The sequence below is a fragment of the Streptomyces sp. NPDC058632 genome (genome assembly GCF_042717095.1).
Taxonomy (GTDB): domain Bacteria; phylum Actinomycetota; class Actinomycetes; order Streptomycetales; family Streptomycetaceae; genus Streptomyces.
This window is the reverse complement of sequence record NZ_JBHXQZ010000075.1, coordinates 1-23,751: the sequence shown is the minus strand read 5'-3', so window position 1 is coordinate 23,751 and position 23,751 is coordinate 1. Positions and strand designations below refer to the sequence as shown.

Here is a 23,751-nt window from a genome sequence, read left to right as displayed (position 1 = left end):
AGCACACGTACGAAACGGTTTCGTTTTCATGGAGTCCCGGGTACATTCGTCATGTGGGAATCCGCGCACGGGATCGCGTACGAATCCGCGTACGCGACGGCACACGTACGGCACCATGGGTACGGACGTGTGCCGTGTGACGCGGCGATACCCCTGACGGGGACGAGGGAGTGGGAAGGTGAGCGGGATGACCGAGGTCGCGACCGTGCGGCGCAGCCGGATCACCCCCGAGCGCGAGGCCGAGTTGTACGCGGCCGTGCTCGACCTGCTCCGCGAGGTCGGGTACGACGCCCTCACCATGGACGCCGTGGCCGCCCGCACCCGGTCCAGCAAGGCCACCCTCTACCGCCAGTGGGGCGGCAAGGCCGAGCTGGTGGTCAGAGCCATGCGGCACCAGAAGCCCGGCAGCATCGGCGACGTCGACACCGGTTCCCTGCGGGGCGACCTGCACGGCATCATCGGCCGCGAGGACGACTGCGTCATGGAGCAGAACGCCGCCCTGATGCGGGCGCTCGCCATGGCGGTGCACACGAACGACGACCTGCGGCGGGCCTTCAAGGACCTGCTCGTGGAACCCGAGGTCGAGGAGTTCCAGGGGATCGTCCGGCGTGCGGTCGAGCGCGGCGAGGTCCGCCCGGACAACCCGGCGCTGGCCTACATCGTGCACATGCTCATCGGCGCGTTCGCCACGAGGACGCTGATCGACGACCTGCCGCCCACGCGGGAGTTCCTCACCTCGTACATCGACGCCGTGGTGCTCCCCGCCCTCGGCGTGTCCCCTCGCTGACCGGACCCCGCCGGTCGGCGAACACCACCAGCACCACCCCTACCACCTGACGGACGCCACCGCTCACGTCGTCGGGCCGATCTCCCCTGCCCCGAACCACACACGACCTGACCGGGAGTACTCCCTCGTGGCCACTTTGCTGTACCGGCTCGGCCGCTTCGCCTTCGGGCGACGGCACTTCGTAGCCCTGTTCTGGGTGGCGCTGCTGGCGCTCGCCGGCGCCGGCGCGGCCGGCGCACCCGTCGCCGGCAACACCTCGTTCTCCATCCCCGGCACCGAGGCCCAGAAGGCCTTCGACGTGCTGGAAGAACGTTTCCCCGGCACCAGTGCCGACGGAGCGACCGCCCGTGTCGTCTTCAAGGCACCCGCCGGCGAGAAGATGACCGACGCCGGCCACAAGGCGATCGTCCAGGACACCGTCGAGGAACTCTCCGACGGCTCCGAGGTCGCCCGCGTCACCGATCCGTACGCGGGCGGAGGCGTCAGCAAGGACGGCACCGTCGCCTACGCCTCGGTGAGTTACCAGGTCTCCGGCATGGAGCTGGAGGACTCCTCGCGCGACTCCCTCGAGGACGCCGCCGAGGGCGCCCGCGACGCCGGCCTGACCGTGGAGATCGGCGGTGACGCGCTTCAGACCGTCCCGGCGACCGGTGCCGCCGAGATCATCGGCATCGGTGTCGCCGCGGTCGTCCTGGTCATCACCTTCGGCTCACTGGTCGCGGCCGGTCTGCCGCTGCTCACCGCGCTCATCGGGGTCGGCATCGGCGTCGCGAGCATCACCGCGCTGGCCTCGACGCTCGAACTCGGCTCGACCACGTCCATCCTGGCCATGATGATCGGCCTCGCCGTCGGCATCGACTACGCGCTGTTCATCGTCTCCCGCTACCGCGCCGAACTGGCCGAGGGCCGGGAACGCGAGGACGCGGCGGGCCGCGCCGTCGGCACCGCGGGCTCCGCGGTCGTCTTCGCCGGCCTCACGGTCGTCATCGCCCTCGTCGGCCTGTCGGTCGTCAACATCCCGATGCTCACCAAGATGGGCATCGCCGCCGCCGGCACGGTCGCCATCGCCGTCCTGATCGCCCTCACCATGGTCCCGGCGCTGCTCGGCTACGCGGGCCGCAGGGTCCGCGCGGCAGGCGAGAAGGGCAGGCCGCGCGGGCACAAGAACGAGAACGAGGAGAGGAAGCCGCAGGTTCGGGCGCAGCGCCCGAACCTGGGCACCCGCTGGGCGAGCTTCGTCGTGCGGCGTCCCGTGGCCGTCCTCCTGCTCGGCGTCGTGGGCCTCGGCGCGGCGGCCATACCGGCGTCCTCCCTCGAACTGGGCCTGCCCGACGACGGCTCGCAGCCGACGTCCACCACCCAGCGCCGCGCCTACGACCTGCTCTCCGAAGGATTCGGCCCCGGATTCAACGGCCCGCTCGTCGTCGTGGTCGACGCCAAGGACAGCGACGACCCGGACGCCGTCTTCCGGCAGACCGGTGACGACATCAAGGCGCTCGACGGCGCCGTCTCGGTGAGCCCCGCGGCGCCCAACAAGGCCGGAGACACGGCGACGATCACCGTCGTCCCGGACTCCAAGCCCTCCTCCGTCGCCACCGAGGACCTGGTGCACGACATCCGGGACGCCGGGGCGGACGTCAAGGCCGACACCGACGCGGACGTCCTGGTCACCGGTGCCACGGCGATGAACATCGACGTGTCGCAGAAGCTCAACGACGCGCTGCTCCCGTACCTGACCCTGGTGGTCGGCCTGGCGTTCCTGCTGCTGATCGTGGTCTTCCGGTCGATCCTGGTCCCGCTGAAGGCGGCCCTCGGCTTCCTCCTCTCGGTGATGGCCGCGCTGGGCGCCGTGGTCGCGGTCTTCCAGTGGGGCTGGCTGTCCGGCCTGATGGGCGTGGAGGAGACCGGCCCGGTCATGTCGATGATGCCGATCTTCATGGTCGGCGTGGTCTTCGGACTGGCCATGGACTACGAGGTGTTCCTCGTGACCCGGATGCGGGAGGCCTACGTCCACGGCGAGAAGCCGAGCCAGGCCGTGGTGACCGGCTTCCGGCACGGCGCCCGTGTGGTGAGCGCGGCCGCGGTGATCATGATGGCGGTCTTCGCCGGCTTCATCGGTTCCAGCGAGGCGATGGTCAAGATGATCGGCTTCGGCCTCGCCATCGCCGTCTTCTTCGACGCGTTCGTCGTCCGCATGGCGATCGTGCCGGCGGTACTGGCCCTGCTGGGCAAGAAGGCCTGGTGGCTCCCGAAGTGGCTGGACCGCATCCTGCCCAACGTGGACGTCGAGGGCGAGGGCCTGCGCTCCGACGCGGAGAAGAAGGGCGGCAGCCCGGACGACGACCGGGACCTGGTCCGCGTCTGACAGCCGCACCGCACCGCGGAACCAGCCGGTGAGGGCTCCCCGTGGGAACGGGGGGCCCTCGCCGGCTTCCGTCTCCGCCCGGACGGCCCTGTGCAGGTACGCCTCGCACCTCACCGTCGCTCGCACGCCGTGGGCACTGTTCCCTGCACACGTCGCGAAGTGACTCGGGCCGCCCGTGTGGTCCTGTGGGGCCGGACCTGAAGAACCCTGCCAGTCGCCGCCCCGCGGGAGTCCTCTGTCCTCGTCGGCGCTGCGATCGGGGCCCTGCTCCTCAAGGAGCGCTTCGGCGCCCCGCGCCTCGCCGCGCCCGGGCCGCTGGTCGTCGGGACGGGGCTGATGCCGCGCCCGGGAGGGCAGGCGGGCTGCTTGGGGCCCGCTCGTGGGGAGGGACCGACGGGCCCCCGAACATGTCGTTCGGCGGGCAGGTGCGGAGGACCGGTGCGGGGCGCACCCTGGAACTAGGTATTCCGGAGGTGATCGTCATGACGGACACCATGCGCACCACGGTGGGGTGGCATGTCGAGATGGAGTTCATGGAGGACGAACAGCACACGCGGGCGGTGGCGTTGGTTCGCCTGCCCGACGGGACCGAGGTACGGGGCCACGGGCACGCGAGCCGGCACCGGGTCGACGAGAACCAGCCCAGGGTCGGGGAGGAGGTCGCCGGTGCCAGGGCGCTCAACGAGCTCGCGATGCAACTGCTGACCAAGGCGCACGACGAGATCGACGCGATGTCGGGGCGGACCTCGCACCCGATCCACGTCTGATTCACGAGGCCCGAGTCACCAGGTCCGAGTCACGACGTCCGAGTCACGACGTCCGAGTCACGACGCCTCAGCGGCGGTGTACGGGCCGGCCGAGGACGACGGAGCGTACCGCCCGGATCAGGGCCTGGGCGCGGGGGTCCGACGTCACGGTGGTGCGGAAGCCGTTGGTGACGTAGCCGAAGGCGATGCCCGTGTCCGGGTCGGCGAAGCCGAGGGAGCCGCCGCGGCCGGGGTGGCCGAAGGAACCCGGGGCCAGCAGGGGCGAGGCGCTCCCGTGCAGCATGTAGCCCAGGCCGAAGCGGGTGCCGACGATCAGGACGCGGTCCGGGCCCGCCGACTCCTCGGCGCGGGCGCGTTCGACGGTGGCCGCCTCGAAGAGGCGTACGCCGTCGACCCGCCCGATGAGCGCGGCGTAGAAGCGGGCCAGGCCGTCCGCCGTCGCGATGCCGTTGGCGGCGGGGTGGGGCACCGCGCGGAACTCCGGCTCGTTGTGGTCCGGGAACGGGTCGATCGCGGCGAAGGCCCGGCGGGTGACGGAGGCGGGGTCGCCGTAGGCCTCGGTGACCGAACGCTTGGGGCGGGCGCGCAGCGCGCCGGACGGCTCGGGTCCCTCGACCGGGCCGACCCTTCCCACCCGGCCGGCCTCCGCGTCCGGCAGGCCCAGCCAGAAGTCCAGCCCCAGCGGAGCGGCGATCCGCTCCGCGATCCACTCACCGGCGCCCCGGCCGCCCGTCACGCGTCGTACCAGCTCGTCGAGCAGCCAGCCGTAGGTGAGGGCGTGGTAGCCGTGGTCCGTGCCCGGCTCCCACAGGGGTGCCTGGGCGGCGACGGCCTCGGCGCCCCGCAGCGGGTCGAGCGCCTCCCGCGGGGTGAGCGGGCGGTCCAGGAGCGGGAGCCCGGCCCGGTGGTTCAGCAGGTGCCGGACGAGGGCCCGTTCCTTGCCCCGGGCCTTGAACTCGGGCCAGTAGTGGCCGACCGGCGCGTCCAGGTCCAGCTCGCCGTACTGGTGCAGCAGCAGGGGCACGGCGGCGGCGACGCCCTTGGTCGCCGAGCGGACGAGCTGGGCCGTGCCCCGCTCCCACGGCTCGGGGCCGGCACCCTCACCGCCGGCACCCTCACCGCCGTCGACGTTCTTAGTCCCGGCCCACAGATCGACGACCCGCTGCCCGTCCCGGTACACAGTGACGGCCGCGCCCCGTTCTCCGAGGTGCGCGAAGTTCCGTACGAACGCTTCCCTGACCGGCTCGAAGCCCTCGGTCACCGTGCCGTGCACCTCGACGCCCACGTCCGTCGGTCCTTTCCGTGCTATTTTCTACGCTTTTGCCGGCCGCCGGGCACCCCTCGCCTGCGACACGAGGTGCAACAGCGGCCGTCCGCCTGGGATTCCTCACTCTGAGGGAGAGGACGGCCGGTCAGGCGCGACCGGGTGCCTGTGGCCGCGATCCGGTGGCCGTTCGCATGCGGAGAGTCGGGTTCCGGAATCTGTGCGATATTGGGGAGCGGGGCGGGTAAACGGCTTTCGTGCAGGTAGCGCACCGTGAGGGGCCACCCATGAACGTAGTCGAACAGTACGCACGCGCCCAGATCGTCACGGACGCGGACCCCCCGCAGTCCGCGGGCCGAGCAGTGCCGGTGAGGCTGAGCTACGACCCCGGGCGCGACCCCCGGACCGTGCGGGTGAGGCTCCCCGGCCCCGCCGGCCATGAGTGGAGCCTGCCCCGCGAGCTGCTCGAACAAGGACTGCGCGCCCTTGCGGGCAGCGGTGACGTGCAGGTGTGGCCGTGCGGCCGGGTGCAGGTGGTCGTGGAGTTCCACTCGGCGCAGGGAGTGTCGATGGTGCAGTTCGAGACGAAGGCCCTGACGCGGTTCCTGCGGCGCACGCACGTGGCCGCGGCAGCCGCCGAGCCGGTCCCGCACTGACGGACCGTTCCGGCACTGACGGGCCGTTCCGCACTGCCGGACCGTTCCGGCGGTGCCGGACGGCCCTCCGGTCCGCGGGCCGGCCCCCGGACCGGTCAGTCGCCGAGCTTCAGCAGGCTCGCCACGATCGGGCCCGCCGTCGAGCCGCCGTGGCCGGCCGCCTGTACGACGGCCGCCGCGGCGAGGTCCCCGCGGTACGCGGTGAACCAGCCGTTGGGCTTCTTCTGCCCGTCGACCTCGGCCGAGCCGGTCTTCGCGCCCTTGTCGCCGCCGACCCCGGCCATCGCCTCCGCCGCGGTGCCGCTGGTCGCGGTGTAGGCCATCAGCTGCCGCAGCTGAGTCACCGTCTTGGCCGACAGGGTGCGCGAGGCGGTGGCCGGCTTCCGGCCGTCCACCTCCGGCGACACCAGGTACGGCTGGTGGAACTCGCCCGTTTTGACGGTCGCCGACACCGACGCCATGTTCAGCGGGTTCATCCGCACCCCGCCCTGGCCGATCAGGGAGGCCGCCATGGAGGCGTCCTTCTGCACGGGCACCGAGCCGTCGAAGGACGGGACGCCGATCTGCCAGTCGTTGCGCGAGAGCCCGAAGACCTCCTGCGCCTGCTTGGTCAGGTCGTCGTCCTTCAGCTCGGACGCCTGGCTGATGAAGGCGGTGTTGCAGGAGGCGCCGAAGCTGTCGCGGAACGTACCGCCCTTGATCTCGAACTTGTCGAGGTTCTGGAACTTCCAGCCGCCGTAGCTGGAGTACTTCGGGCACGGGTGCTTCTCGTCGATGGACGCGAGACCCTTCTCGATGAGCAGCGAGGCGGTGAGCACCTTCATCGTCGAACCCGGGGCCAGCGACCCCTGGAACGCGGTGTTGAACCCGCGCGAGGCGTTCGCGGCGGCGAGGATCTCGCCGGTCGACGGCCGCATCAGCACCACCGACGACTTGGCCTTCTTGGCCACCTGCTCCTCGGCCGCCGCCTGGAAGGCCGGGTCCAGCGTGGTCCGCACCGTCCCGGGGGTCCCCTCGCTCACCTCCAGTACGGTCTTGTCGGCGGCCTTCGCCTTCTTGGACTCCTCGCCGCGGACGACCCGCAGCTCGATGCCGGCCTGGCCGCCCGCCGTCTTCCCGTACTTCTCGCGCAGCCCGTCGAGGACCGGACCCAGGGACGGGTAGTCCTCGGTGGTCAGCTCGCCGCCGTCCCGGTCCAGCGCCTTGATCGGCGGGGTGTCCGTCTTCCCGGTGACCAGCCTGTCGCCGTCCTTGAGGTCGGGGTGCACGACCGCGGGCCGCCACGCGACCCGCGGTTCGCCGTCCCCGTCCCGGCGTACGACGGTCAGCTTGCTGTCGTACGCCAGCGGCTCGGCGATCTCCTCGTACGCCACCGTGCCCTTGACGGAGAACGGGACCTCGGCGCCGGTGCGGGCGCCGGCGGTGAGGGTGACGTCCTCGACGCGGGCGTCCTTGGCGTAGCCGGTGAGCAGGGCGGCGGCCGCCTCCGGGTCGTCGGTGGCGTCGGCGGCCGCGCCGACCTTGCCCTGCTGCCAGGCGGTGAGGAAGCGGTCGGCCGCGTCGGTGACCTCGGCGGCGGACAGCGGGCCGCTCTTGGCCTTGGCCTGCTGGGTGGTCGAGGTCCGGGTGTCCTCCTCGGACCCGGACCCGCCTGCGATCAGAGCGTAGGCACCGAATCCGACACCCCCGACGACGACGGCGATCACTCCGCCGAGCACGGCGGGGTTGGTCTTCCGTCGCTCGGCGACGCGCTTTCTGTTGCCCACTGCTGTCCGATCCTCCGCAAAGTCCGCATCCGCCGGGCTGACAGGCCGACAAACCGACAGGCCGGTAGGCGGGTGGTCGTACCGTCATACCGGCCTGGTGTTCGTGCGGCGCTCACATGCCCATGACGGCCACCAGCCTAGAGTCCCGTCTTCCGCGCGTCGCGGTCAGCCACCCGCTCGTAGCACAGCTGCGACAATCGGACCGGCCGCGTCGCCGCCGTGACCGCCCTGCTGGGTCATGGCCGCCGCCGCGACGTCGCCCCGGAAGCCGGTGAACCAGCTGTCGGAGGTGGCGTTGCCGTCGACCTCGGCGGAGCCGGTCTTCGCGCCGATGTCGCCACCGAGCCCGGACATCGCCTGCGCGGCGGTGCCCTGTGTGGCCGTCAGGCGCATCATCTGCTTCACCTGGCTCGCGGTGCCCGCCGGCAGACCCTTCGCCTGCGCCAGCTGCCGGCCGTCGAGCTCCGGGGAGACGAGGTACGGCTGGCGGAAGGTGCCGGTGATGGCGGTGGCCGTCACCGACGCCATGTTCAGCGGGTTCATCTGCACCTGGCCCTGGCCGATGGCGTTCGCCGCGCGGTCCGGGCCGCTGACCGCGGGGACACTGCCGTCGAAGGAGACGACGCCGGTCGCCCAGTCGTCCCGGCCGAGCCCGAACCGCTCCTGCGCCTCCCGGGTGAGCGAGGCGTCGGTCAGCGGGTTCTCGTCGATGAGCTTGATGAAGGCCGTGTTGCAGGAACGCAGGAAGCTGTCGGCGAGGGTGGCACCCTCGTTCGGCTCCATGCCGGTGAGGTTCTTGAAGGTCTGGCTCTGCCAGGTCGCGGTGGGCGGGCAGGGCGCCGGGCCGTCCATCGAGGCCACGCCGTTGTCGATGAGCATGGCCGCGGTGATGATCTTCATGGTGGAGCCGGGGGCGACCCGCCCCTGGAACGCCGCGTTGAACCCGTCCGCGCGGTGGTTGGCCACGGCCAGCACCTCGCCGGTGCTCGGCTGCACGGCGACCACCGACGACTCGGCGAACTCCTTCACCGCCTTCTCCGCGGCGGCCTGCACGCCCGCGCTGAGCGTCGTCCGCAGCTTGCCGGGCTCGCCCTTCGCGAGCGTCACCAGCGTGGAGTCGGCGGCACCCGCCTCACCGGCGGCGCCTTCGGCGTGCCGGATCGTCAGCTCGATGCCGGGGGTGCCGCCCGCCTTGTCGCCGTACTTCTCGCGCAGCGTGTCCAGGACCGGTCCGAGGGAGGGGTGGTCGTCCTCCGTCAGCACCGTGCCGTCCCGGTCCACGGCCTCGATGGGCGGCTGCGCGGACTCCCCGGTGACCAGGGTGTCGCCGTCCTCGAGTTCCGGGTGGACGACGGACGGCTCCCAGTCGACCAGCGCCCGCCCGGTGGTCTGACCGCGCACCACGGTCAGTTCGCTCTCGTAGGCGAGCGGTTCGGACTTCCCGTCGTACGAGACGGTCGCCTTCACACGGAACGGCACGGTGGTGCCGGAGACCGTGCCGGGCGTGATCTCGACATCGGCTATGTGGGCGTCCTCGCCGTAGGCCGCCAGCAGCGGGGCGGCACCCTCGGCGTTGTTCGTGTACGAGGCCGCCTGCGTCGCCTGCCCCTCCTCCCAGGCCGCGAAGAACGTCGCGCTCGCCTTCTCGACCTCCTCCTTGTCCGGCGGACCGGACTTCTTCGTCACGGCCGCTTCCGAACCGCCGCCGCTCCCGTCGCCGTTCACCGCCGACACGATGTTGTAGACCCCGTACCCGGCCCCACCCACCATCACCGCGAACACACCGCCGACGACGGTCGCCTTGACCCCCTTGCCCATCGGGCGCTCCCCCCTCCCCACCGGACCTCCCACGTCTTCTGAACGTGTTCAGAAAGTTCGGCGAGTGAGCACTTTACGCACAAGGAGTGATGGCAGGGATGACAGTTGCTCTTTGTTGTCCGAAAGGAGATTGGGCCGGAACGACATCTGTTCGCGCTCGGCTCATCCTCGAACGGATGAAGGGACGTTCATCCTCCGGGGTGCCCCGTACGCCCCGCCCCGGAGCCCTCCTCAGGCGCTGCGAAGGCCGGCGCGCACGGACCCGTCGCGGCGCCCCGGGTCAGGACCGGGGCGGGTGCGGGCCGGCGACGAGGGGTTCAGTGGCGGGCGGAGCGCCGAAGGCCTTCGCCGGCCTTCCAGGGCTCGGCCAGAACGAGGGCGGCCGGCTCGGGCAGGTACGCGTCGTCGAACCCGGCGCGGTACCGGTCGATGGTGTCGATCGGTCTGCGGAAACGCGGATCGGAGGGAGCGAGGGCGACCTCTTGGCAGCGGTCATGCCGTCCCGGTGTCGTCCACCTGCTCGCCCTCCGCCTGGGACGGCTCGGTCCTGGGGACGTCCGGGTGCATGGCCGCGCGTTCGGCAGGATCGTCACGCTCGCCTTCAGCCTGCGAGGGCGTGTGAGAGTACAGCCACGGTTCGTAGGCCGAGTCTCCGGTTTTCATGACAGGCCTCCTCGGTCGCTTGCCTTCCATGTTCCTCTGCTTCTGCGCGGACCGCAGCAGAGCCGAGGCGCTAGTCGGCTCTGGACGAGACGTGAACGAGAAGTCGGCATCGTGAACGCTGGACGCACATCCCTGCTGGTCGGTGGGGCACGAACGGGTGATCTTGAGGGGACTGCACATCTGCCGCGCCCTCCCGGTGCGTCTGTCCGGCTAGACCCACGTGTCGAGCCACATCCGGGCCCGCCAGTCCTCGATCGGGATGGACGTGCCCGTGTAGATGGGCCAGAAGTAGATGAAGTTCCAGGCGATCAGGAGGGTCAGGACACCCGCTGCCGTGGCACCTGCCACGCGGCGGGTGTCACCTGTCCGGGGCGGGCCGACGAGCGCGCCCAGGAGCATCGCCACCGCCAGGCACAGGAAGGGAAGGAAGACGATGGAGTAGAAGAAGAAGATCGTGCGCTCCTGGTAGAAGAACCAGGGCAGATAGCCGGCCGCGATGCCGCAGGCGATGGCGCCCGCCCGCCAGTCGCGGCGGAAGAACCAGCGCCACAGGGCGTAGAGGAGCGCGAAGCAGCCCACCCACCACAGCAGGGGCGTGCCCAGGGCCAGTACCTCGCCGGCGCACTTCTCGGCCACGTCGGCCGGGCAGCCGTCCGCTCCGGGTGCGGGGGACTCGTAGAAGAACGAGACCGGGCGGCCCGCGACGATCCAGCTCCACGGGTTGGACTCGTAGGGGTGCGGCGAGGACAGGCCGACGTGGAACTCGTACACCTGGGTCTCGTAGTGCCAGAAGCTGCGCCACCAGTCGGGGAACAGCCACGACCAGGAGCTGTCCTTGCCGTCGGTCACCGCCCAGTCGCGGTAGTAGCCGCCGCTGCCGTCGTCGGCGGAGAGGAACCAGCCGATCCAGGACGTGACGTAGGTGGCCAGGGCGACGGGGACCGTGGACAGGAACGCCCGGCCCAGGTCGCGCCGCACGACGGCCCGGACCGGGTGGCGGGCGCCCGCGGTCCGGCGGGAGCCGACGTCCCACAGCACCGCCATCACACAGAACGCGGCCATGATGTACAGGCCGTTCCACTTCGTGGCGAACGCCAGGCCCAGCATCAGCCCCGCCGCCAGCCGCCACGGCCGCAGGCCCAGCCGCGCGGTCCCGGCGATGTGCGCGTCCGGCAGGGTCCTGCCGTCGGTGCCCACGGGCAGCGCGGCCGCGAGCTTCTCCCGCGCCCGGTCCCGGTCGACGACCAGGCAGCCGAAGGCCGCCAGCACGAAGAACATCAGCACCCCGTCGAGCAGCGCGGTGCGGCTCATCACGAAGTGCAGCCCGTCCACCGCCATCAGCGCGCCCGCCAGGCAGCCGAGGAACGTCGAACGGAACAGGCGCCGGCCGATCCGGCACAGCATCAGCACCGACAGCGTGCCGAGCAGTGCCGTCATGAACCGCCAGCCGAACGGGTCGAACCCGAACATCAGCTCGCCCAGCCCGATGACGTACTTCCCGACCGGCGGATGCACCACGTACGCCGCTTCGATCGGGATCGAGACGTCCCCGCCGGAGGAGAGGACCAGGTTGTCGGCGTTCTTGTCCCAGTTGACCTCGAAACCGCGGTGGACCAGCGCCCACGCGTCCTTCGCGTAGTACGTCTCGTCGAATATCACCTTCCTGGGGCTGCCCAGGTCCCAGAAGCGCAGCACCCCCGCCACCAGCGTGACCAGCAGCGGACCGCCCCAGGCCGACCAGCGGGTGATCCTCTCGCCGAGGGCCGGCGGCACCCCGAGCGCCGTCCACAGTCTGCCGGACGGCTTCGTGTACGGCGGGACCAGGCGGTCGCGGACGTCGCCCCCGGGCCTCGCCGTGTAGCCGAAACGGCTCAGCCGCTGCTGCCACGACGGTTGCTGGTCCTGCGGCGGCTGTTCCTGCCGGGTGTCCGTGGAGGACGTGGTACTCGTCACCGCGCCATCGTAGGGAACTGCGCCGTGCGAGTCCCGTGCATAGGAGGGATGGGCCCGGTATGCCCCGGGTGCGCCCGGCCGCGGGGGCGCGGGGGCCACGGGGGCGCGCCGGGTGCGGGCGCGGACCGTTCTTGCGGGTGCGCCGGTGCTGGGAGGATGACAGGCGTGACTGGAATCCTCGTACTCGCAGGCACCCCCATCGGCGACGTCTCCGACGCTCCGCCCCGGCTCGCCGAGGAACTGGCCGGTGCCGACGTCGTCGCCGCCGAGGACACCCGGCGGCTGCGGCGGCTGACCCAGGCGCTCGGCGTCACCCCCAAGGGGCGGGTCGTCTCCTACTTCGAGGGCAACGAGTCCGCCCGCACGCCCGAACTGGTCGAGGAACTGGCGGGCGGCGCCCGCGTGCTGCTCGTGACGGACGCCGGGATGCCGTCCGTGTCCGACCCCGGCTACCGGCTGGTCGCCGCCGCCGTCGAGCGGGACATCAAGGTCACCGCCGTGCCCGGACCGTCCGCCGTACTCACCGCGCTCGCCCTGTCCGGGCTGCCCGTGGACCGGTTCTGCTTCGAGGGGTTCCTGCCCCGCAAGGCCGGGGAGCGGTTGGGGCGGCTGCGGGAGGTCGCCGGGGAGCGGCGCACCCTCGTCTACTTCGAGTCCCCGCACCGGCTCGACGCCGCCCTCGCCGCGATGGCCGAGGTGTTCGGCACGGAGCGCCGCGCCGCCGTCTGCCGTGAGCTGACCAAGACGTACGAGGAGGTCAGGCGCGGTCCCCTGGCCGAGCTGGCCGCATGGGCGGCCGAGGGCGTACGCGGTGAGATCACCGTCGTCGTCGAAGGCGCCCCGGACCACGGGCCCGGGGAGGTGGACGCCGCCGAGCTGGTGCGCCGGGTACGGGTGCGCGAGGAGGCGGGGGAGCGGCGCAAGGAGGCCATCGCGGCGGTCGCGGTGGAGGCGGGAGTGCCCAAGCGGGAGGTCTTCGACGCGGTGGTGGCGGCGAAGCGCTCCGCGGGGTGAGCGGGGGCGGGCGGCGCCGCCGGAGGCCGGCTTCGTCGCGCGACGACGGCGGGGTGTGGCCGGGCGCGCCCACGCGGCGGAGCCGCAGACCGGTGCGGTCCCGCGCCCCTTCGGGCGCGGACGGTGCGTGCACGGCCTTCCGTAGGATCGGGGCATGCCTTCGAACACCTCCGACCAGAACGCCGCCCCGCCGCTTCCGGAGCCGCTGCGGGTGCCGGTCGCGGATGCGCACACCCACCTGGACATGCAGTCCGGCACGGTGGAGGAAGGGCTCGCCAAGGCCGCGTCCGTGGGTGTGACGACGGTGGTCCAGGTCGGCTGCGACCTCGCGGGCTCGCGCTGGGCAGCGGACACGGCCGCCGCGTACGACAGCGTCCACGCGACCGTCGCCCTGCATCCGAACGAGGCCCCGCGCATCGTGCACGGCGACCCCGACGGCTGGTCGCGGCAGGGCGCGCGGGAGCCGGGCGGGGACGCGGCCCTGGACGAGGCGCTCGCCGGGATCGACCGGCTGGCCGCGCTGCCCCAGGTCAAGGGCGTCGGCGAGACCGGACTCGACTACTTCCGCACCGGGCCCGAGGGCAAGGAGGCGCAGGAGCGGTCCTTCCGCGCCCACATCGAGATCGCCAAGCGGCACGGCAAGGCCCTGGTCATCCACGACCGCGACGCCCACGCCGACGTGCTGCGCGTGCTCAAGGAGGAGGGCGCACCGGAGCGCACCGTCTTCCACTGCTACTCGGGGGACGCCGAGATGGCGGAGACCTGCGCCCGCGCCGGGTACTTCATGTCGTTCGCCGGCAACGTCACCTTCAAGAACGCCCAGAACCTGCGCGACGCCCTCGCCGTCGCCCCGCCGGAGCTCCTCCTGGTGGAGACCGACGCCCCGTTCCTGACACCGGTGCCCTACCGCGGCCGGCCCAATGCCCCGTATCTGGTGCCCGTCACCGTGCGCGCCATGGCGGCCGTACGCGGCACGGACGAGGACACCCTCGCCACGTCCCTCGCGGCGAACACGGCACGGGCCTTCGGTTATCCACAGGCGTGACCTGCGGGGTCCCGCGCCCCGTACCCTTGTCCCGTGACGAGCCCCACCCCCGACGCCCTCCTGGGCCCCGCCGACGTCCGCGAACTCGCGGCCGCGCTCGGCGTACGGCCCACCAAGCAGCGCGGCCAGAACTTCGTGATCGACGCGAACACGGTCCGCCGTATCGTGCGCACCGCCGAGGTCCGCCCCGACGACGTGGTCGTCGAGGTCGGACCGGGGCTCGGCTCGCTCACCCTGGGGCTGCTGGAGGCCGCCGACCGGGTCACCGCCGTCGAGATCGACGACGTCCTGGCCGCCGCGCTGCCCGCGACCGTCGCGGCCCGGATGCCGGAGCGCGCCGACCGGTTCGCGCTGGTCCGCTCCGACGCGATGCGGGTCACCGAGCTGCCGGGACCCGCCCCGACCGCGCTGGTCGCCAACCTGCCCTACAACGTGGCCGTCCCGGTGCTGCTGCACATGCTCGAGACCTTCCCGAGCATCGAGCGCACCCTCGTCATGGTCCAGGCGGAGGTCGCCGACCGGCTCGCCGCCCCGCCCGGCTCGAAGGTGTACGGCGTGCCCTCGGTCAAGGCCAACTGGTACGCCGAGGTCAAGCGGGCCGGCGCCATCGGGCGGAGCGTGTTCTGGCCGGCGCCCAACGTCGACAGCGGCCTGGTCTCCCTCGTCCGCCGCGGCGAGCCGCCGAAGACCACCGCCACCCGGCGCGAGGTCTTCGCCGTCGTCGACGCGGCCTTCGCCCAGCGCCGCAAGACGCTGCGGGCGGCCCTCGCCGGATGGGCGGGCTCGGCCGCGGCGGCGGAGGCCGCCCTGGTCGCCGCCGGGGTGTCACCGCAGGCCCGCGGCGAGTCCCTGACCGTCGAGGAGTTCGCGCGCATCGCCGAGCACAAGCAGTCCAAGGAGCCCGAGCAGTCCGAGGAGCCCGTCGCGTGAGCGTCACCGTCCGCGTGCCCGCCAAGGTCAACGTCCAGCTCGCGGTCGGCGCGGCCCGCCCCGACGGCTTCCACGACCTGGCCAACGTGTTCCTCGCGGTCGGCCTCCACGACGAGGTCACCGTCACGCCCTCCGCCGGCGGTCTGCGCGTCACCTGCGAGGGGCCGGACGCCGCCGAGGTGCCCCTGGACCGTACGAACCTCGCCGCCCGCGCGGCCCTCGCGCTCGCCGAGCGCTACGGCCGGGACGCCGACGTGCACCTCCACATCACCAAGGACATCCCCGTCGCCGGCGGCATGGCGGGCGGCAGCGCGGACGGCGCCGGCGCCCTGCTGGCCTGCGACGCGCTGTGGGGGACCGGAGCCCCACGGCGGGAACTGCTCGAGATCTGCGCCGAGCTGGGCAGCGACGTGCCGTTCGCCCTGGTCGGCGGGGCGGCGCTGGGCACCGGGCGGGGCGAGAGGCTGACGGAGCTGGAGGTCGGCGGCACCTTCCACTGGGTGTTCGCGATGGCCCGGCGCGGGCTGTCCACCCCGGCGGTCTTCCGGGAGTTCGACCGGCTCGCCCAGGACCGGGACATCCCCGAGCCCGTGGCCTCGCAGGACCTGCTCGACGCCCTCGCGAAGGGCGACCCCGACGCGCTCGCCGCCGCCGTCTCCAACGATCTCCAGCCCGCTGCTCTGTCGCTGTTCCCCGAGCTGGCCGACACCCTGGCGGCGGGGCGCGCGGCAGGTGCGCTGGCCACGCTGGTCTCGGGCTCGGGGCCGACCACGGCCTTCCTCGCCCGGGACGCGGAGGCGGCGGAGGCGATCACGGACGCGCTGCGCGACTCCGGCACCTGCCGCACCGTTCGTACGGCGTCGGGTCCGGTGCCGGGCGCGACGGTGGTGTGAGGGCTCGGTTCAGAGCTCGGCGACGGCGGTCAGGTCGATGTCGACGGGGTAGGGGTGGTCGACCTTGATCCGGTCACGGTGCATGCCCATGTGCACGTACGTGAGGGTCAAGGGGTCCCTCTCGTACACGTGGACGAGTGGGCTGCCGCCGGTGCCGTCGCGCTCGACGCGCCAGAAGTGGGGGATGCCGGCGGCGGCGTACTTCTGCGGCTTGGTCGTACGGTCGCGGGACTCCGAGTCCGGGGACACGACCTCGACGGCCAGCAGCACGTCCTGGGCCTGGTAGCTGGTCTGATCAGGGCCACGGACCGCCTCGGCGAAGACCACGCTCACATCGGGTTCCGGTCCGTTGCGCCGGTCCAGGACGATGGTCATCTCCCGCTTCACCCTGAACTTCTTCGGCATGTCTCGCCGTAGGCCGCTGACCAGCAGGTCGATCACGTCTGCGTGGAAATTGCGCTGCGGACTCACGGTGATGAGACTCCCGTCGATCAGCTCGGTGTGCGGCGGGAGATCGGGCAGTGTGAACAGGTCGTCCACGGTGTAGCCGTCCACGGGCGGCACCGGCCAGTGGTGGCGGTGCTCTACGGACTCGGCGGTCATGGTTCCTCCCATGGACGGGATCCTGCTGCCTGCCCCTACGGTAGCCGCCCGTTTCCGATCACGTCATCACGAAGAGTGACGACCCTCTCGCGTCCCGCCCGCTGTCCGCCAGGGCCTACGCTGGACAACTGATCGACCCCCCAGGCAGGAGAGAAATGGCCGTCAATCTGGTCAATGTCGAGAACGTCAGCAAGGTGTACGGCACCCGTGCCCTCCTCGACGGCATCTCCCTGGGCGTCTCGGAGGGGGACCGCATCGGTGTCGTCGGGCGCAACGGCGACGGCAAGACCACCCTGATCCGGATGCTCGCCAAGCTGGAGGAGGCGGACACCGGGCGGGTCACGCACTCCGGCGGGCTGCGCCTCGGCGTGCTGACCCAGCACGACTCCCTCGACCCCGGGGCCACCGTCCGGCACGAGGTCATCGGTGACATGGCCGACCACGAGTGGGCGGGCAACGCCAAGGTCAGGGACGTCCTGACCGGCCTGTTCGGCGGGCTCGACCTGCCGGGGTTCCCCAAGGGCCTGGACACCGTCATCGGACCGCTGTCCGGTGGCGAGCGGCGCCGGATCGCGCTCGCCAAGCTCCTCATCGACGACCAGGACCTGGTCGTCCTCGACGAGCCCACCAACCACCTCGACGTCGAGGGCATCGCCTGGCTCGCCCGGCACCTGCGGGAGCGGCGCTCCGCGCTCGTCTGCGTCACCCACGACCGCTGGTTCCTCGACCAGGTCTGCACCCGCATGTGGGACGTGCAGCGCGGTGACGTGTACGAATACGAGGGCGGCTACTCCGACTACGTCTTCGCCCGCGCCGAGCGGGAGCGCATCGCCGCCACCGAGGAGGTCAAGCGGCAGAACCTGGTCCGCAAGGAGCTGGCCTGGCTGCGCCGCGGGGCACCCGCGCGGACGTCCAAGCCGCGCTTCCGCGTCGAGGCCGCCAATGAGCTGATCAAGGACGTCCCGGCGCCCCGGGACAGCAGCGAGCTGATGAAGTTCGCCTCCTCCCGGCTCGGCAAGACGGTCTTCGACCTGGAGGACGTCACCGTCCAGGCGGGGCCCAAGGTGCTGATCAAGCACCTCACCTGGCAGCTCGGCCCCGGCGACCGGATCGGCCTGGTCGGCGTCAACGGCGCCGGGAAGACGTCCCTGCTGCGGGCGCTGACCGAGGCCGCCCGCAGCGAGGGCGAGACCCAGCCTGTGGCGGGACGGATCCACGTCGGCAGGACGGTCAAGCTCGCCTACCTCTCCCAGGAGGTCGCCGAACTCGACCCCACCTGGCGGGTGCTCCAGGCCGTGCAGGCGGTCCGGGAGCGCGTCGACCTGGGCAAGGGGCGTGAGATGACCGCCGGGCAGCTGTGCGAGACGTTCGGCTTCAACAAGGACAAGCAGTGGACGCCCGTCGGCGACCTGTCCGGCGGTGAGCGGCGGCGGCTCCAGCTGCTGCGGCTGCTCATGGACGAGCCCAACGTCCTCTTCCTCGACGAGCCCACCAACGACCTCGACATCGAGACCCTCACCCAGCTCGAGGACGTCCTCGACGGCTGGCCCGGCTCGATGATCGTGATCTCCCACGACCGGTTCTTCGTCGAGCGCACCACCGACCGGGTGTTCGCCCTGCTCGGCGACGGCGCTCTGCGGATGCTGCCCCGCGGTATCGACGAGTACCTGGAGCGGCGCAGGAAGATGGAGGAGACCGCCGCCACCTCCGCTGCCTCCCCCTCCGCCGCCTCGTCGGCGAAGCCGGCCGCGGACGCCGTTCCCGAGAAGAGCGCCGCCGACGTGCGCGCCGCCAAGAAGGAACTGCAGAAGATCGAACGGCAGCTCGACAAGGTCTCCGAGAAGGAGGCGAAGCTGCACGCCGCGATCGCCGAGAACGCCACGGACTTCGCCAAGGTGGCCCAACTCGACACCGAGCTGCGGGAGATGGCGGGTCAGCGGGACGAGCTCGAACTGCGGTGGCTGGAACTCGCCGAGGACGCCTGACTTCCGGTCCCACCCCGCCCGCACCCCCACGCACACCTCACGCGCCCCCTGCACAGGCACCCCGTACGCCCCCGTTCACCTCAGAGCGCGGGGCGTGCGGTGTGTGAAGGGGGCGTGGAGGCGCGTAACGAGGGCATCACGGGCCGGTTCTTCCTTGGGAACAGGGGCGGACGGGGCCCGGTGACCTGGCGGTACCGGGTGATAGAAAGACCCCGTCCGAGAAGAGTAAGAACCGCGTGAATACGACTCTGGGAACATCACGTACCTCAGGGTGTGGCTAAAAATCAGTGAGCAAGGGGGAACGCGCTGATGGCTCAGCCGCCCAGTCAGCCGCCGCAGGGTGGCTTCGGAGCACCGCAGGACCCGCCCGCGTCGGGTGGTGGTTTCGGGGCTCCGACCCCGCCGCCGCAGGGACCGCCCCGGACGCCGCCGCAGGGCGCGCCGTCCGGTGAACCGCCGCAGCCGGGGTACGGCTACCCGCAGCAGACCCCGCCTCCGTCGCAGCCGGGACCGTACGGGCAGCAGCAGCCGGGGCCGTACGCCTCCGGGCCGTACGCCTCCGGCCCTTACGGCCAGCCGCCGCAGCCCGGCCCTTACGGCCAGCCGCCGCAGCCCGGCCCGTACGGGCAGCAGCCGGGGTACGGCTATCCGCAGCCGCAGTTCCCGGGCGCGCCCGGCACCCCGCCGCCCGGATCCGGCTCCGGCAGCCCCTTCAAGGGCAAGCCCGCCATGATCATCGGTGCCGCGGTGGCGGCGTTGCTGGTCGTCGGAGGCACCGTGTGGGCGGTCTCCGGCGACGACGGGAAGAACAAGAAGCCCGTCGCCCGGCAGACCGGCGACGACCCCAAGCCCCAGTCGTCCGGCGCCCCGGTCAATCCGGGCGACGGCGAGGGTGACGGCGGCTCGGACCCCGAGGACCTCAACGAGGGCCGCAAGTCCGGCGAGGCCAAGGTGCTCTGGTACAAGGAGGCGCCCGACGCGCCGAGTTCCGGAGCCGACGCCCCCGGCATGTGGATCACCGACAAGACGGCGGTGAAAGCGGCCTACAAGGAGCTCTCCGCCTACAACGTCGCCGACGGCAAGCCGACCTGGGAACCCATCGCCTTCCCGCAGAAGATCTGCGCGGTCACCTCGGAGAAGACGGCCGACGACAAGGTCGTCATCGCGTACATGAGCGGCAGCAGCGACCGCGCCAAGTGCAACCAGCTCCAGCTCGTCGATCTCAACACCGGCGAGAAGGGCTGGACGCAGGAGGTCGCCGACGGCGCGCTGTTCGACTCCGTGATCTCCATCGAGATGACCCTCAGCGGCGACACGCTGATGGTGGGCCGCTCGCAGTCCGGCACCGCGTTCGACGTGACGTCCGGCGACAAGATGTACGACAAGAAGAAGTACGGCGAGGCCTGCTTCCCCGCCGGGTTCGCGGGCGGTGAGCGGCTGATCCAGGTCGCGTCCTGCGGCGCCGGCGGCGACAACGAGCACGACGAGGTCCAGGAGCTCGACCCGAAGACCGGCAAGGTCAAGTGGACCCAGAAGTTCGACAAGGGCTGGCGCGTCGCGCGCGCCTACTCCGTCGACCCGGTGGTCGTCTACAGCACCAACGAGGACAAGAAGGCGTGGAACATCTCCACGCTCGGCTCCAACGGCTCGATCCGCTCCCAGGTCGACGTCGACGAGGACTTCTCCGCCGACTGCGGCTGGGCCATCCTCGCCCGTGACCTCCAGGGCTGCGAGGGCGTCGTCGTCGAGTCAGACACCCTCTACCTGCCCACCAAGGCGACCACCGGGGCCAACGAGATCGTCGCGATCGACCTCGCCACCGGCAAGGAGAAGTGGCGGGTGAAGTCCCCCGCGTCGGACTCGATGGTGCCCATGAAGGCCGAGGGCGGCAACCTCATCGCCTACGTGGAGCCGTCGTACGACGGGGGCGGCCGGGTCGTCTCCGTCCCGGCCACCGGCAGCAGCCACAAGCCGGTGACGCTGCTGCAGAACCCGCAGGGCACCGCGTCCATCGAGAACAGCTTCTTCAGCAAGTCGATCGACTGGGTCGACGGCCGCTTCTACATCTCGACGACCCGGCTGAACGGCAACGACGAGACGAAGGAGAAGCTGATGCTCGCCTACGGCAAGTGAGGCGCGCAGCAGCGGTGAGGCGCGCCGGCCCCGGCCGGCCGGCGCCCTCGCCCCCTCCGGTCCCTTTCCCGCCGCCGCCCGTCCCCTTCGTCGAGTCATTCGAGGTATCCACGTCATGACGCAGCCGCCCCAGCCGCCCCACCAGCCGGGCTTCGGCCCGCCGCCCGAGCCGTCCCAGCCCGACCGGCCGCAGACGCCGCAGCAGCCGCAGCAGCCGCAGACACCGCCGGAGCAGCCGCCGTCCGCGCCGGGCGGGCCCGACCTCAACAAGGCCCCGGAGCCGGGCTACGGCTACCCGCAGGCCCCCCAGCCCTCGCAGCAGTCGCCCCAGACGGCCCCGCAGACCCCGCCGTCGGCCGCTCCGGCGCCGGGCGGTCCGCAGCCGCCGCCCGGGTACGGCTACCCGCAGCAGCCTCCGGCCGGGTACGGCTACCCGCAGCAGCCTCCGGCCGGGTACGGGTATCCGCAGCAGCCTCCGGCCGGTTACGGATACCCGGGCCAGCCGCAGCCGCCGTACGGTTACCCCCAGCAGCCCTCCGGCCAGCCCGGCTACGGCGGCTATCAGCAGCCGACCATGCCGATGCAGCCGCAGTCCGGCAGGCCCGGCGGCGGGCGGAAGATCAACGCGCAGCTGGCGATCATCGTGGCGGCGGTCGTGGCCATCGCCCTGATCGTCGGCGGCGGTGTCTGGTACGCCTCGTCCAGCGACGACGACAAGAAGAACACGGCGAACTCGGGCGACAGCGGCGGCACGAAGGGCGCCGAGGGCGGCGGATCCGGCGGTGACACCACCGGCGGCGACGAGAAGGCCCCGGCCGACCCCTCCGCCAAGGTCCTCTTCCAGGTGCCGGCACCCGAGGTCCCGAAGGACACCACGACCATCGTCACCTCCGGCTCCTGGCTGACCGACAAGGTGTACGCCAAGAGCGGCGTCGCCGAGGTCGTCGGGTACGACGCCGTCAAGGGCAGCGAGCTGTGGACGCTCGACCTGCCCGGACCGGTGTGCGAGGCCAGTGACCACGTCACCGAGGACGGCAGGACGGCGGTCATCTACAAGCCGAAGATGCCGACCAAGACCGATCCGCAGCGCTGCACGCAGGTCGCGGCCTTCGACCTCGCCACCGGCGAGAAGCTGTGGTCCGAGACGGCCAAGTCCGGCACCCAGGAGATCAGCTTCAACAACGTCACCGTCAGCGGGAACACCGTCGCGGCGGGCAGCACCAGCGGCGGCGCCGCCTGGGACATCACCTCCGGCAAGGCCCTGTGGTCGCCCAAGACGTCCGACGCCTGCTACGACTCCGGCTACGGCGGCGGCCCGAAAATGGTCGCGGTGCGCAAGTGCGGTTCGTACGAGCAGCGTCAGCTGCACATCCAGACCATCGACCCGAAGGACGGGAAGGTGATCTCGGAGTACAAGATGTCCGAGGGCATCGAGTACGCGGCCGTGGTGTCCACCGACCCGCTGGTCGTGGCCGCAGACGTCGGCGACTCCGCCGGTGACGGCAGCGGCATCTCGGACTTCTTCTCCATCGACAACAAGAGCGGCGAGCTGCGGACCCGTATCTCCGCGCCCGGCGAGGAGTTCGCGGCCCGCTGCGACGGCATCACCAAGATCGAGCACTGCACCGGTCTGACCGTCGGCAACGACCGCCTGTACATCGCGACCGAGGAGCACGACGGCACGGGCGAGTACAACCGGACCAACGAGGTGGTCGTCTTCGACCTGGCCACCGGCAAGCAGACCGGCCAGCGCGCCGACGCGGGCGACGGCTACACGATCGTCCCGCTGCGCATGGACGGCGGCAGCGTCATCGCGTACAAGCGTCCGCCCTACGACAAGGGCGGGCAGATCGTCAGCATCGACGGCGGTTCCTTCAAGGCGACCAAGCTGCTGGAGAACCCGGCGACGGAATCCGTGCGGAACGTGGAGACGCGGATGTCGCCCGAGTACTCCGAGATCCTGTACACGCAGGGCCGCCTGTACATGTCGGACGTGTACGCCAGTGAGTCGTCCTCGGGCGACAAGGAGTACCTGGCGGTCGCTTTCGGTACCGGCTGACCGTCCTCCGGTCCGGTCCGGTCCGGTCTGCTCGTGAGGCCCGTTCGTACGGCCCCGCCCCTGCTCGGGGGCGGGGCCGTACGCGTACCGCTCCTCAGGTGCCCATCGCCGTCGAATGCGAGAATTTCGGCGATCCGGGGCGATTCTCGCCGCTAGGGGGAGCGCGACGTCGAACAAGCGTGTAGCTTCCGGGACCGGGGAGGCGGCGCACGGGGGTGCGCTCGCGGTTTGGGGGGATGATCGATGGGCGTGCGGTTGATGGTGGTCGACGACCACCGGCTGCTCGCGGAGGCGTTGGCCTCGGCGTTGAAGCTGCGGGGGCACCGGGTGCTGGCCGCGGCGGCACCGGTGGCGGGGGCGGCGGATCTGGTGATCAGCAGAGCGCCGGAGGTGTGCCTGCTGGGGACGGCGGCTCCGGCGGAGCCGGGGATCTTCGACCCGGTGGTGAAGGTCAAACGGGAGCGGCCGCAGGTGGCGGTGCTGGTGCTGGGGCCGGTGCCCAGCCCGCGCGGGATCGCGGCGGCGTTCGCGGCGGGCGCGTCCGGCTACGTCCGGCACGACGAACGCATCGAAGGCGTCGAACGGGCGATCATGAAGGCGCGGTCGGGGGAGGCCGCGGTGGCGCCGCAACTGCTGCAGGGCGCGTTCGGCGAGCTGCTGAACCCGGCGGCCCAGCCGGACGACGAGGGCCAGCGGCTGCTGAGGATGCTCACCCCGCGGGAGGTGGAGGTCCTGGTCCGGGTCGCCGACGGCGAGGACACCCGGCTGATCGCGGTGGGCATGGGCATAGCCCCGTCCACGGCGCGTACGCATGTGCAGCGTGTCCTGATGAAACTCGGCGTGGGCTCCAGGCTGGAGGCGGCGGCGCTGGCCGCCCGGACGGGACTGCTGGACCGGGCGGGCCCGGTGCGTCAGGCGTCGTCCTCCGGGGAGTGAACGCGCTCGCGGGGCGGGGTGCCCGTGGTACCGGCACCTGTGTGCTGCCGGTACCGCCGGCAACCCGCCCCACCGAGCCCTGAGGCGGCACCGCCGCCCCCCGCCGCACCGCCC

The 23,751-nt window shown here is 71.8% G+C and carries 18 protein-coding genes and 1 pseudogene; 13 read left to right on the top strand and 6 right to left on the bottom strand.

Annotation, left to right across the window (positions count from 1 at the left end; translation table 11 throughout):
• Window positions 1–187: 187 nt before the first annotated feature.
• The 4 genes and pseudogenes from ACFWVE_RS25440 (at window position 188) to ACFWVE_RS25425 (ending at window position 3,919) form a co-directional block, all read left to right on the top strand.
• On the top strand, window positions 188–787 hold the full coding sequence (locus ACFWVE_RS25440) for a TetR/AcrR family transcriptional regulator (RefSeq protein WP_384018239.1): 600 nt from the start codon (window positions 188–190) through the stop codon (window positions 785–787).
• A gap of 127 nt (window positions 788–914) precedes the next feature.
• On the top strand, window positions 915–3,152 hold the full coding sequence (locus tag ACFWVE_RS25435; protein WP_384018236.1) for an MMPL family transporter: 2,238 nt from the start codon (window positions 915–917) through the stop codon (window positions 3,150–3,152).
• 210 nt (window positions 3,153–3,362) lie between these two features.
• A pseudogene (locus ACFWVE_RS25430) lies at window positions 3,363–3,503 on the top strand (EamA family transporter); the annotation flags it as partial.
• A gap of 131 nt (window positions 3,504–3,634) precedes the next feature.
• Entirely contained in the window at window positions 3,635–3,919 is a 285-nt protein-coding gene (locus tag ACFWVE_RS25425) for a DUF1876 domain-containing protein (RefSeq protein WP_384018233.1), read from the top strand.
• A 67-nt stretch (window positions 3,920–3,986) separates the two neighbouring features.
• Here the strand turns inward: ACFWVE_RS25425 and ACFWVE_RS25420 are convergent, their stop codons facing one another.
• On the bottom strand, window positions 3,987–5,204 hold the full coding sequence (locus ACFWVE_RS25420; RefSeq protein WP_384018230.1) for a serine hydrolase domain-containing protein: 1,218 nt from the start codon (window positions 5,202–5,204) through the stop codon (window positions 3,987–3,989).
• 266 nt (window positions 5,205–5,470) lie between these two features.
• Between ACFWVE_RS25420 and ACFWVE_RS25415 the strand changes: the two genes are divergently transcribed.
• On the top strand, window positions 5,471–5,839 hold the full coding sequence (locus tag ACFWVE_RS25415; protein ID WP_384018227.1) for an SsgA family sporulation/cell division regulator: 369 nt from the start codon (window positions 5,471–5,473) through the stop codon (window positions 5,837–5,839).
• A 95-nt stretch (window positions 5,840–5,934) separates the two neighbouring features.
• Here the strand turns inward: ACFWVE_RS25415 and ACFWVE_RS25410 are convergent, their stop codons facing one another.
• The 4 genes from ACFWVE_RS25410 to ACFWVE_RS25395 form a co-directional block, all read right to left on the bottom strand.
• Complete coding sequence (locus tag ACFWVE_RS25410) at window positions 5,935–7,605, bottom strand: penicillin-binding transpeptidase domain-containing protein (RefSeq protein WP_384018224.1); 1,671 nt, start codon at window positions 7,603–7,605, stop codon at window positions 5,935–5,937.
• 165 nt (window positions 7,606–7,770) lie between these two features.
• Window positions 7,771–9,423, bottom strand: coding sequence for a penicillin-binding transpeptidase domain-containing protein (locus ACFWVE_RS25405; protein ID WP_384018222.1), 1,653 nt, complete (start codon window positions 9,421–9,423; stop codon window positions 7,771–7,773).
• A 492-nt stretch (window positions 9,424–9,915) separates the two neighbouring features.
• Window positions 9,916–10,086, bottom strand: coding sequence for a hypothetical protein (locus ACFWVE_RS25400; protein ID WP_384018219.1), 171 nt, complete (start codon window positions 10,084–10,086; stop codon window positions 9,916–9,918).
• A 210-nt stretch (window positions 10,087–10,296) separates the two neighbouring features.
• Window positions 10,297–12,039 carry a dolichyl-phosphate-mannose--protein mannosyltransferase gene (locus tag ACFWVE_RS25395; RefSeq protein WP_384018216.1) on the bottom strand — a complete coding sequence of 581 codons (1,743 nt, stop codon included), beginning with the start codon at window positions 12,037–12,039 and terminating at the stop codon, window positions 10,297–10,299.
• Window positions 12,040–12,204: 165 nt separating this feature from the next.
• On the opposite strand from ACFWVE_RS25395, the gene rsmI reads away from it, so the two are divergent.
• The 4 genes from rsmI (at window position 12,205) to ACFWVE_RS25375 (ending at window position 15,921) form a co-directional block, all read left to right on the top strand.
• The gene (rsmI, locus tag ACFWVE_RS25390; protein WP_384018213.1) at window positions 12,205–13,053 is read left to right on the top strand and encodes a 16S rRNA (cytidine(1402)-2'-O)-methyltransferase; all 849 of its coding nucleotides are present in this window, start codon (window positions 12,205–12,207) and stop codon (window positions 13,051–13,053) included.
• A gap of 154 nt (window positions 13,054–13,207) precedes the next feature.
• On the top strand, window positions 13,208–14,098 hold the full coding sequence (locus ACFWVE_RS25385; protein ID WP_384018210.1) for a TatD family hydrolase: 891 nt from the start codon (window positions 13,208–13,210) through the stop codon (window positions 14,096–14,098).
• 33 nt (window positions 14,099–14,131) lie between these two features.
• Entirely contained in the window at window positions 14,132–15,028 is an 897-nt protein-coding gene (gene rsmA / locus ACFWVE_RS25380; protein WP_384018207.1) for a 16S rRNA (adenine(1518)-N(6)/adenine(1519)-N(6))-dimethyltransferase RsmA, read from the top strand.
• Complete coding sequence (locus ACFWVE_RS25375) at window positions 15,025–15,921, top strand: 4-(cytidine 5'-diphospho)-2-C-methyl-D-erythritol kinase (protein ID WP_384018205.1); 897 nt, start codon at window positions 15,025–15,027, stop codon at window positions 15,919–15,921. The genes rsmA and ACFWVE_RS25375 overlap by 4 nt, the downstream gene beginning before the upstream one ends.
• A 9-nt stretch (window positions 15,922–15,930) precedes the next feature.
• Here ACFWVE_RS25375 and ACFWVE_RS25370 read toward each other — a convergent pair whose 3' ends face one another.
• Complete coding sequence (locus ACFWVE_RS25370; protein WP_384018202.1) at window positions 15,931–16,536, bottom strand: Uma2 family endonuclease; 606 nt, start codon at window positions 16,534–16,536, stop codon at window positions 15,931–15,933.
• A 143-nt stretch (window positions 16,537–16,679) separates the two neighbouring features.
• Between ACFWVE_RS25370 and ACFWVE_RS25365 the strand changes: the two genes are divergently transcribed.
• From ACFWVE_RS25365 to ACFWVE_RS25350, 4 genes are all read left to right on the top strand, one after another.
• The gene (locus ACFWVE_RS25365) at window positions 16,680–18,509 is read left to right on the top strand and encodes an ABC-F family ATP-binding cassette domain-containing protein (RefSeq protein ID WP_384018199.1); all 1,830 of its coding nucleotides are present in this window, start codon (window positions 16,680–16,682) and stop codon (window positions 18,507–18,509) included.
• A gap of 309 nt (window positions 18,510–18,818) precedes the next feature.
• Window positions 18,819–20,642 (top strand): PQQ-binding-like beta-propeller repeat protein, encoded by a 1,824-nt coding sequence (locus ACFWVE_RS25360; RefSeq protein ID WP_384018196.1) that lies wholly within the window; start codon window positions 18,819–18,821, stop codon window positions 20,640–20,642.
• Between the two features lie 115 nt (window positions 20,643–20,757).
• On the top strand, window positions 20,758–22,701 hold the full coding sequence (locus ACFWVE_RS25355; RefSeq protein WP_384018193.1) for a PQQ-binding-like beta-propeller repeat protein: 1,944 nt from the start codon (window positions 20,758–20,760) through the stop codon (window positions 22,699–22,701).
• Window positions 22,702–22,944: 243 nt separating this feature from the next.
• On the top strand, window positions 22,945–23,637 hold the full coding sequence (locus ACFWVE_RS25350) for a LuxR C-terminal-related transcriptional regulator (RefSeq protein ID WP_384018190.1): 693 nt from the start codon (window positions 22,945–22,947) through the stop codon (window positions 23,635–23,637).
• The last annotated feature ends 114 nt before the right edge of the window (window positions 23,638–23,751 follow it).